The sequence below is a fragment of the Vibrio sp. 1288 genome (assembly GCF_033344475.1).
Genome location: NZ_JAWPOX010000487.1, coordinates 1 through 720, shown reverse-complemented (window position 1 = coordinate 720; position 720 = coordinate 1). Strand labels below are relative to the sequence as shown.

General features: G+C 49.0%; 1 protein-coding gene. It reads left to right on the top strand.

The genetic code is table 11. The annotated features are described in order from the left end of the window. Positions 1-720, top strand: a 720-nt coding sequence (locus tag R8O11_RS27560) for a cytochrome c-type biogenesis CcmF C-terminal domain-containing protein (RefSeq protein ID WP_318194918.1), incomplete at both ends; no start/stop codon positions are given.

Genomic DNA, 720 nt, shown 5'->3' with positions numbered 1-720 from the left:
GTTGTTGCCATTGGTTCACAAGCAGCTTGGTTTGGGCTCGGTTTCTATCGGTGCTCCATTCTTCGATATGCTATTTGCATGGCTCATGATGCCGTTTGCCTTCTTGATATGTATCGGTCCTCTTATCCGTTGGAAGCGTGACCAGTTATCTTCGATTGTGAAGCCTATGCTTGTGTCGGGCACTGTGTCTCTGGCGTTGGCGGCGGTTTGTGTATTCCTATTTGCTGATTTCTTCTCAGTGATGGCGTACATCGGCTGGGTTATGTCGATTTGGATCGTGGCAATGCATGCGTTCGAATTGCATGAGCGTGCGACGCACCGTCACAGTTTTGCTGAAGGTGTTCGTAAGCTTCAACGTAGCCACTGGGCGATGATGTTTGGTCATATCGGTCTTGCTGTGACGATCATTGGTATCGCTATGGTACAAAACTACAGCATTGAGCGTGATGTGCGTTTAGCGCCAGGTGAACACTTCCAAATCGAAGGTTATGATTTCTACTTCTCAGGTCTTCGTGATAAAGACGGTCCGAACTACGATGGTTACATCGCTGATTTCGAAATCACGCACGATGGTAAGTACATCAATACACTTCATGCCGAGAAGCGTTTCTACCGCACCGCGAAGTCGATGATGACAGAAGCGGCCATTGACCGTGGCATCACTCGTGACCTATACATCGCGATGGGTGAGCGTTTGGAAGACAACCGTTCTTGGGCGGT